Raw genomic sequence first — 8,673 nt, 5'->3', positions numbered from 1 at the left:
TCGATCATCAGCTATTGGCGTTCGAGGCGGGCGCCCGCCAGCACGGTCAGGAGCTGGGATCGGGCTTTGCCTACCCTGTGACGCTATCGCAGGTCGCAAAGTGGGCTGAATCGGTGGAATCTAGGGGCTATCAGCTAGCTCCGGCTTCCGCTTTGACCCAGCGTCGTTAAATGGAATGAGATGACCGACGAACTTGCCGCCTATCGCCCGAATGTTGGAGTGGTGCTGTTCCACCCCGATGGGCGCGTGTGGCTGGGACGACGGTTCGGTACGAGCGGACCTCACAACTGGCAGTTCCCGCAGGGCGGAGTGGATGCCGGCGAGGACCTCTATCTGGCCGCCTGCCGCGAACTCGCCGAAGAGACCGGCGTGAAGACCACCACCCTGCTCGGCCGCACCGACGGTTGGCTGGCCTACGACTTCCCCCCCGGCCACAACGGCTCGAAGATCGCCAAGGGCTGGAAGGGCCAGCGCCAAGTCTGGTTCGCCCTGCGCTTCGACGGCGACGAAAGTGAATTCGACCTTTCCGGCCAAGGCCATCCGGAGTTCGACGCCTGGCGCTGGGGCCGCCTGGACGAAGCGCCCGACCTGGTGGTGCCGTTCAAGAAGGCGATCTACGAAAAAGTCGTCATCGCCTTCCACGACTTCGCGGGTCTGCGCGGCCGCGCGGCCTGACGCCGCCGACCGCTCCCACAATCTTGACCTCGAGGGGACCCATGCCCGCGCCGATCATCATGACGCACGGCGCCTTCTGCGGCGGCTGGGTGTTCGAAAACTTCCGTAAGCCGTTCGAAGCCGCGGGCCACACCGTGCTGGCGCCCGATCTACGGGGCCATGGCCCCAATGATGGGTCTGAGGCCGTGGTTGGGGTGTCGATGACCGACTACGCCCGAGACATCGCCGAACTGTGCGCAGCGCAAACCCAACCCGCTATCCTGATGGGCCACTCGCTAGGCGGCCTGGTCGCGGCCCTGGCCGCCCGCAAGACCCGCCTGCGCGCCGTCGTGCTACTCGCGCCTTCAGCGCCCTGGGGCGTGGCCTCCTCGTCGATGGAGGAGGCGGTCACCGCCTTTGGCTTGCACATGCTGGGGCCGTTCTGGGCGCAGGGCGTTGCACCCGACCGCAGCCTGATGCGCCACTACAGCCTGGACCGCATGTCGAAGGAAGACCAGGAAGCCGCTGTCGCCCGGCTGCGCCCCGAAAGCGGCCGCGCCCTTTGGGAGGCCCTGAACTGGTGGCTTGATCCTTTCATGACCACCAGTGTCGGCGTCGGCCCGCTGGACGCCCCCTGCCTGGTGATGGCCGGTCAGCGCGATGTGGTTCATCCGCCTTCGACCGTCCGCCAGACCGCGACGCGCCTGGGTGGGACCTATCGCGAGATGCCAGGCATGAGCCACTGGCTGCCCGGCGAGCCCGGCTGGGAAGACGTCGCCGCCGCCGCGCTGGAATGGCTCGCCGAACAACAGGCCCCAGCCTAGTAGAGCTCCTCTCCCCGCCGGGGAGAGGTTGGTTGAGGGGTCTTTCGGCCCAACCGCTTCTGATGATCGTCCGTCAGCAGAGCGCCGCTGCGCAGTGCCCCCTCACCTAGCCTCTCCCGAGGGAGAGGAGGCCCTCACTTCGTCCCCAGCACCTTCTGCAGGAACACGATCTCGGTCGCGCGCACCGCTTCGGTGTTCTGCTTCTTGGCGACGCCGTGGCCCTCGTCCTTGGCCAGCACGTACCAGACCTCTGTGCCCTGGGCGCGCAGCTTGGCGACCATCTGCTCGGATTCCGACTGCGGCACGCGCGGGTCGTTGGCGCCCTGATAGATCATCATCGGCTTCTTCATGCGCTCGCTCATATTGAGCGGCGAGATCTTGTCGAACACGGCGGCCATCTTCGGATCGCGCTCATCGCCGTATTCGGCCCGGCGCAGGTCGCGGCGATAGCCCTCGGTGTTCTTCAGGAACGTAGTCCAGTTGGAGATGCCGTAGAGGTCGATCGCGCCGGCGATGCGGTCGTTGTAGTGGGCCGCCACCGCCAGGGCCATGTAGCCCCCGTAGGATTGGCCCACGATGGCCACCCGGCTCGCGTCGAGGTCAGGCTGCTTCGCCACCCAATCCAGCAGGGCGCCGATGTCCTTGACCGAATCCTCGCGCTTTTCGGCGTTGTCGAGGTCGAGGTAGGTCTTGCCGTAGCCGCTGGAACCCCGGACGTTGGGGATGATCACCGCCGCGCCGACTTCATTGACCCAGGACTGACGTCGCGGATTGAAATTCGGTTGCTCCTGCCCCTCCGGGCCCCCGTGGATCTGGATGATCACCGGAAGCTTCTCACCAGGCTTGGCCTGGGGTCGGTAGATGAAGGCCGGGATCGAGCGCTTGTCGAAGGTCGGGTAGCGGAAGAGGGTCGGCTCCACCAGTTGGGCCGGATCCAAGCCGCCCAGCTCGCTCTGGGTCCACCGCACCAGCTTCTGGTCGGCCAGAGCGAAGCTCCAGACATCGCCGGCCGAGGTGGAGGTCGACAGGCTGAAGGCTAGGCTCTTGCCGTCCGGCGAGAAGCCGAGGCCAGTCATCACGCCTTGCGGCAGCTTGGGCGAGGGCAGCGTCTTGCCGGTCGCGACGTCCTTGAGCACCAGGCGCGAATAGCCTTCCTCGTTGACGACATAGGCGATCACCGCCCCGTCCTTGCTGAGCGCGAAGTCCTCGGCCGGCCACTTCAGGCCAGGATCCAGTTCGCGCATCGCGCCGCTGACCAGATCGAAGACCACGGGACGCGCGGTGTCGGCCTTGTCGTCCGACAACGTCACCACGCCACGGCCGTCGGCGGTGAAGGCGCCGCCGACATAGGCGACCTTGCGATCGACGGGTCCGATCGGCCGGGCTTGGCCACTGGCGATGTCGAGCACGAACAGCTCAACGAAGGTCGCCGAATTGTAGCGGCTGAACAGCAGCGACTTGCCGTCCGGCGAGATGTCGAGCGGGGCCTTCGAGCCCTTGCCCTCGAAGATCGCGCGCCGGCCCTGCGGCGCGGCGACGTCGGCGATCATGATGGCGTTGTTGGGATCGCCGGCCGTGACCTGGCCCCAGATCACCTGGCGGCCATCCGGGGTGAACACGAAGTCACTGTTGCGGGTCTTGGCGGCCGTCAGTTGGCTCTCGGCGCCGTTCAGGCCGCGGACATAGGCCTGGTAGTACTCGGCCCCGCCGTCGTCTCGCATGTAGACGAACCGGTCCGAGCCAGGCTGCGCCTTGGCCACATTGATCGGTTCCTTGAAGAAGGTGAGCTGCGTCCGCGCCGCGCCGGGCGCGGCCACGCGGTGGATCTGGTTGGTGTCGCCAAATCGAGTGGCGATCAGGATCGAGCCATCGTCCAGCCAGTCCTCGAACACCGCCGAGCGGGCGTTGTAGTAGGGGGCTATAGCGGCCTGCAGGGCGGGCGGGGTCACAGGCACATTGTCGAAGACCAGTTGCCCGACTTCGCGGCGCGGCAGGTCGGCGGCAGGCGCGGCGGTGACGCCGGCTAAGGCCAGGGTGGTCCCGAGCAGCAGGGCGCGCATCGTCATCAGGCAAGGCTCCAGACAGTAGAGTTTGGGGTAGGAGGACCCTGAAGCAGCCGCGCGGCGGCCGTCAATCAGGCGCTCACTCCGGCGTCGAAAAGAACTTCAATCCCAGGATTCCGGCGACGATCAGGCCCACGCAGACCAGGCGCACGACGGTCGCCGGTTCCTTGAAGAGCGCGATGCCGAGGATGACTGTCCCGACCGCGCCGATCCCGGTCCAGACTGCATAGGCGGTGCCGAGCGGCAGGGTCTTTACGGCGATGCCCAGCAGGGCCATCGAGACGACCAGGCTGACGCCGGTGAACACCGTCGGCCAGAGGCGGGTGAAGCCGTCGGTGTATTTGAGCCCCACGGCCCAGCCGATTTCGCAGATGCCGGCGATAAACAGAACGACCCAAGCCACGGCTCGCGCCTCCTAGCTGATGGGGTCGTCCCCGGGGAAAAGGCAAAGGCGCGGGGGTCGTCCCCCGCGCCTTGTTTTAGAATAGACCGCCTTGCGAGCGGCGCCAGAGCTGGCCTTAGAAGGTGCGCTCGGAGTAGAGGACTTCGCCCTCGTCCCAGGCCTTGCCGACCGGCGAGCCGTCCGGCTTCTTCAGTTGCAGGAACACCAGGCCGATCGACTCATGATCGGTGAAATATTCCCAGGAATTGGTGATGCGCTTGAAGTCGGTGGCCGGCACGAAGTCGTTGCGCTGCTGCAGCAGCTCCGGCTTATGCATGTACGAGAAGATGTTCAGGCCGACGATGATCGGCTTTTCCTGATCGATGCCGTACTTCAGCGTCAGGCGGCAAACGTCCTTGTTGGACCCCTGCGGCCAAATGGTCAGAGTGTAGGGCTTGTCGACCAGGGTGCCGACATAGGTGCCTTCGCGCTTGTTCTTCTTGTAGCCAAGGCCGCCGGCGAGCTGGTCGAGGTTGCCGCCTTTGACCAGGGGCTTACAGACGCGGTTGATCACGTCGATGATCTGGCCCTCGGCGCCGGTGGTCGGCATCACGTAGGACTTTTCCTCGGCGGCGGGCGCGGCCGGCGCGGCCTCAACGGCCGGAGCCTGGACGGCGGCGGGCGCCGGTTCGGCCACGGGTTGGGCGTTGGCCGCCGTGGCGAGGCCGGCGAAAGCGATCAGACTGGCGATGGCGGTGCGCATATGGCGGTTTCCCCTAAACTTGTCGTCGCGCATAACACTCGAAAGTGGGTGCCCCTCGCAAGTCTTGATAGCGAGGCAATGCGACCTCTCCGAGGCGATGCCTTGGTCTACGCCCTTGATCAGCCGCAAACCCACTCCTGAACGACAACGCCCGACGCCTGAAAGGCGCCGGGCGTGGCCGACAATAGTTCTTAGGCCGTAACCTCTTGCGCCTTCTCGGCCAGAATGGTCAGGCCGTCCGGCGTGACGTCGGCGAAACCGCCTTCGATCGCGAAGATCGTGGTGACGCCGCCATTGTACACCGTCACTCGGCCTTCCTTGAGCGTCGTCATGAACGGCGCGTGGTCGGCCAGGACGCCGAAGTCGCCCTCGGCGCCCGGTGCATCGACCTGGTCGACCTGTCCGGAGAACAGTTCGCGCTCAGGCGAGACGAGGGAGAAGTGAAGCTTCCCGGCCATGCTGCTTAGGCTTCCGAAGCCAGTTGTTCGGCCTTGGCCACAGCGTCTTCAATGGTGCCGACGTTGTAGAAGGCCGCTTCCGGCAGGTGGTCGAACTCGCCTTCAACAACCGCCTTGAACGAGCGGATGGTGTCTTCGAGGCTCACGAACACGCCAGGCATGTTGGTGAACTGTTCGGCCACGTGGAACGGCTGCGACAGGAACTTCTGGATCTTCCGGGCGCGGGCCACGGTCAGCTTGTCCTCTTCCGACAGCTCGTCCATGCCCAGGATGGCGATGATGTCCTTCAGGGCCTTGTAGGCCTGCAGGGTTTCCTGGACGCGACGCGCCACGGCGTAGTGTTCTTCACCGATCACCAGCGGGTCCATGATCCGCGAGGTGGAGTCGAGCGGGTCAACGGCCGGGAAGATGGCCTGGGCGGCGATGTCGCGCGAAAGCACGGTGGTCGCGTCCAAGTGGGCGAACGAAGCGGCAGGCGCCGGGTCGGTCAAGTCATCGGCGGGAACGTAGATGGCCTGGACCGAGGTGATCGAGCCCTTCGACGTCGAGGTGATGCGCTCCTGCAGGTTGCCCATCTCGGTGGCGAGCGTCGGCTGATAGCCCACGGCCGACGGGATACGGCCCAGCAGAGCCGACACTTCGGAGCCGGCTTGGGTGAAGCGGAAGATGTTGTCGATGAAGAGGAGCACGTCCTTGCCCTCTTGGTCGCGGAAGTACTCGGCCTGGGCCAGACCGGTCAGGGCCACGCGGGCGCGGGCGCCGGGGGGCTCGTTCATCTGACCGTAGACCAGGGTGCATCGGCTTTCGCCGCCGCCACCGGCCTGGTTCACGTTCGACTCGATCATCTCGTGATAGAGGTCGTTGCCTTCGCGGGTCCGCTCACCAACGCCGGCCAGCACGGAATAACCACCGTACGCCTTGGCGATGTTGTTGATCAGTTCCTGCATGGTCACGGTCTTGCCCACGCCGGCGCCGCCGAACAGGCCGATCTTGCCGCCCTTGGTGTAGGGGCAGAGCAGATCGACGACCTTAATGCCGGTGACGAGGATTTCGGCCGACGTCGACTGCTCGGCGAACGAAGGCGCCTCGCGGTGGATGGGGGCGTAGAAGTCGGTGACGATCGGGCCAGCTTCGTCGATCGGATCGCCGATGACGTTCATGATGCGGCCGAGCGTGGCCGGACCCACCGGAACGGTGATCGCACGGCCGGTGTCGGTCACCGGAGCGCCGCGGGTCAGACCCTCGGTGGTGTCCATGGCGATCGTGCGGACGGTGCTTTGGCCGAGGTGCTGGGCCACTTCCAGAACCAGACGGAAGGGCTCGCCCGTCCGTTGGTCGAAGTTTGTGGTTTCCAGCGCGTTCATGATCGACGGCAGTTCGCCTTCGAACACGACGTCGACGACGGCGCCGATGATCTGCGAGATGCGGCCCGTAGCGGCGCCGGCGACGGCGGCGTTCGGCGTAGCGGACTTCTTGGCGGCGGCAGGAGCCTTCGCGGCGGCCGGAGCGGCCTTCGCAGCAGCAGCCTTCGGCGCAGCGGTCGCCTTCGGAGCAGCGGGCTTCTTGGCGGGAGCCTTAGGGGTCGTAGCCATGGTTCAGACTCTTTCGGTTTAGAGCGCTTCGGCGCCGGAGATGATCTCGATCAGCTCCTTGGTGATCTGCGCCTGGCGAGTACGGTTCTTGAGCAGGTTCAGGGCGGCGATCATGTCGCCCGCGTTGCGTGTGGCGTTGTCCATCGCCGCCATCTGGGCGGCGTAGAACCCGGCCTGGTTCTCGAGCATCGCCGACATCACCTGAATGGTCAGGTTCTGCGGCAGCAGGGTTTCGAGGATTTGCTCCTCGTCCGGCTCGTATTCGTAGGCCGCGCCCTTCAGATCGATGGTGGCGGCGCCCTCTTCGATCTGGGCAGGGATCAGCTGGCGCACGGTCGGGGTCTGGGTGACCACCGACTTGAACTGGCTGTAGACCAGGGTGACGACGTCGATCTCGCCAGCTTCGAACAGCTCGTTGATCTTGTCGGCCACCGGCTGGGCGGTCGCGAGCGACGGCACGCCGGCTTCATGGGCGGCCACGAAGCGGTCGCCGTACTGGCGGCGCAGCAGATCGCGGGCCTTCTTGCCGAGCGCGATGATCTTCACATCCTTGCCCTCGGCGAGCAGGCTGCGGATGCGCTCGCGGGCGGCGCGGAGGATGGCGGTGTTGAAACCGCCCGCCAGGCCGCGATCCGACGTCGCAACGACGATCAGGTGCTTTTGATTGCGCCCGGTGCCGACCAGCAGCTTAGGCGCGCCGTCACCGGACACCCCCGCCGCCAGGTTGGCGATCACCGCGGCCATGCGCTGGGCGTATGGCCGGGCGTTCTGCGCCGAGCTCTGGGCGCGCCGAAGTTTCGCGGCGGCGACCATCTGCATCGCTTTCGTGATCTTCTGCGTGGATTCCACGCTTTTGATCCGATCGCGCATCTCTTTGACGCTGGCCATCTCCTAATGCTCCAGCGCGCGCTTAGGCGAAGCTCTTGACGAAAGCTTCCAGCGCTTCCTTGAGCTTGGTCTCCGTGTCAGCCTTCAGCTCCTTCGAGGTGCGGATGGTGTCCAGGAGGTCCTGATGCTTGGAGTGCAGGCGGGCCAGCAGTTCGGTCTCGAACCGGCCGACCTGGGCGGTCGGGATGGTGTCGAGGTAGCCACGGGTGCCGGCGTAGATCACCGCGACCTGTTCTTCGACGAGCAGCGGCGAGTACTGGGGTTGCTTCAGCAGCTCGGTCAGACGCTCACCGCGCGCCAGCTGGCGCTGGGTGGTGACGTCCAGGTCGGAGCCGAACTTCGCGAAGGCGGCCAGTTCGCGATACTGGGCCAGTTCGCCCTTAATCGGACCCGAAGCTTGCTTCATGGCCTTGATCTGGGCCGAGGAGCCCACGCGGCTGACGGAGATACCGACGTTCACGGCCGGGCGGATGCCCTGGAAGAACAGGTCGGTTTCCAGGAAGATCTGGCCGTCGGTGATCGAAATCACGTTGGTCGGGATGTAGGCCGACACGTCGTTGGCCTGGGTTTCGATGATCGGCAGAGCCGTCAGCGAGCCCGAACCGTTGTCTTCGTTCAGCTTCGCAGCGCGTTCCAGCAGGCGGCTATGCAGGTAGAACACGTCGCCCGGATAGGCTTCGCGGCCCGGCGGGCGGCGCAGCAGCAGGGACATCTGACGATAGGCCACGGCCTGCTTCGAAAGGTCGTCATAGATGATGACGGCGTGCATGCCGTTGTCGCGGAACCACTCGCCCATGGCGCAGCCGGCAAACGGAGCCAGGAACTGCAGCGGAGCCGGCTCCGAAGCCGTCGCGGAAACGACGATGGTGTATTCCAGGGCGCCGCGCTCTTCGAGCGTCTTGACGATCTGGGCGACGGTCGAACGCTTTTGGCCGATGGCGACATAGATGCAGTAGAGCTTGGCGCTCTCGTCATCGCCGGCGTTGATCGACTTCTGGTTCAGGATGGTGTCGATCGCCACGGCGGTCTTGCCGGTCTGACGGTCGCCA

The 8,673-nt window shown here is 65.6% G+C and carries 10 protein-coding genes; 3 read left to right on the top strand and 7 right to left on the bottom strand.

The annotated features are described in order from the left end of the window. Window positions 1-14: 14 nt before the first annotated feature. The 3 genes from Q8M13_RS19635 to Q8M13_RS19625 are packed head-to-tail and all read left to right on the top strand — an operon-like array spanning window position 15 to window position 1,478. A complete protein-coding gene (locus Q8M13_RS19635) occupies window positions 15-170 on the top strand; it encodes a divergent polysaccharide deacetylase family protein (RefSeq protein ID WP_370870115.1) in 156 nt (51 codons plus the stop codon). Window positions 171-180: 10 nt separating this feature from the next. Further along, a complete protein-coding gene (locus Q8M13_RS19630; RefSeq protein ID WP_305301910.1) occupies window positions 181-675 on the top strand; it encodes an RNA pyrophosphohydrolase in 495 nt (164 codons plus the stop codon). A 41-nt stretch (window positions 676-716) separates the two neighbouring features. Next, window positions 717-1,478 (top strand): alpha/beta fold hydrolase, encoded by a 762-nt coding sequence (locus Q8M13_RS19625; RefSeq protein WP_305301908.1) that lies wholly within the window; start codon window positions 717-719, stop codon window positions 1,476-1,478. Between the two features lie 134 nt (window positions 1,479-1,612). Here the strand turns inward: Q8M13_RS19625 and Q8M13_RS19620 are convergent, their stop codons facing one another. The 7 genes from Q8M13_RS19620 to atpA form a co-directional block, all read right to left on the bottom strand. Then, the gene (locus Q8M13_RS19620; protein WP_305301906.1) at window positions 1,613-3,544 is read right to left on the bottom strand and encodes a S9 family peptidase; all 1,932 of its coding nucleotides are present in this window, start codon (window positions 3,542-3,544) and stop codon (window positions 1,613-1,615) included. Between the two features lie 76 nt (window positions 3,545-3,620). Continuing rightward, window positions 3,621-3,944: a quaternary ammonium compound efflux SMR transporter SugE gene (gene sugE / locus Q8M13_RS19615; protein WP_305301904.1), complete on the bottom strand. Its 324-nt coding sequence runs from the start codon at window positions 3,942-3,944 to the stop codon at window positions 3,621-3,623. Window positions 3,945-4,059: 115 nt separating this feature from the next. Then, the gene (locus tag Q8M13_RS19610; RefSeq protein WP_305301903.1) at window positions 4,060-4,686 is read right to left on the bottom strand and encodes a hypothetical protein; all 627 of its coding nucleotides are present in this window, start codon (window positions 4,684-4,686) and stop codon (window positions 4,060-4,062) included. 191 nt (window positions 4,687-4,877) lie between these two features. Further along, window positions 4,878-5,144 carry an ATP synthase F1 subunit epsilon gene (locus Q8M13_RS19605; RefSeq protein ID WP_305301902.1) on the bottom strand — a complete coding sequence of 89 codons (267 nt, stop codon included), beginning with the start codon at window positions 5,142-5,144 and terminating at the stop codon, window positions 4,878-4,880. 5 nt (window positions 5,145-5,149) lie between these two features. Beyond that, the gene (atpD, locus tag Q8M13_RS19600) at window positions 5,150-6,736 is read right to left on the bottom strand and encodes a F0F1 ATP synthase subunit beta (RefSeq protein WP_305301900.1); all 1,587 of its coding nucleotides are present in this window, start codon (window positions 6,734-6,736) and stop codon (window positions 5,150-5,152) included. An 18-nt stretch (window positions 6,737-6,754) separates the two neighbouring features. Continuing rightward, window positions 6,755-7,624 carry a F0F1 ATP synthase subunit gamma gene (locus tag Q8M13_RS19595; RefSeq protein WP_305301899.1) on the bottom strand — a complete coding sequence of 290 codons (870 nt, stop codon included), beginning with the start codon at window positions 7,622-7,624 and terminating at the stop codon, window positions 6,755-6,757. Between the two features lie 22 nt (window positions 7,625-7,646). Continuing rightward, a partial coding sequence (gene atpA / locus Q8M13_RS19590) for a F0F1 ATP synthase subunit alpha (RefSeq protein ID WP_305301898.1) occupies window positions 7,647-8,673 on the bottom strand: 1,027 nt, incomplete at its 5' end.

The sequence above is a fragment of the Phenylobacterium sp. genome (genome assembly GCF_030681155.1).
Classification (GTDB): domain Bacteria; phylum Pseudomonadota; class Alphaproteobacteria; order Caulobacterales; family Caulobacteraceae; genus Phenylobacterium.
Note: the sequence above shows the minus strand (reverse complement) of the source record. Positions and strands in the feature narration are given on the sequence as shown.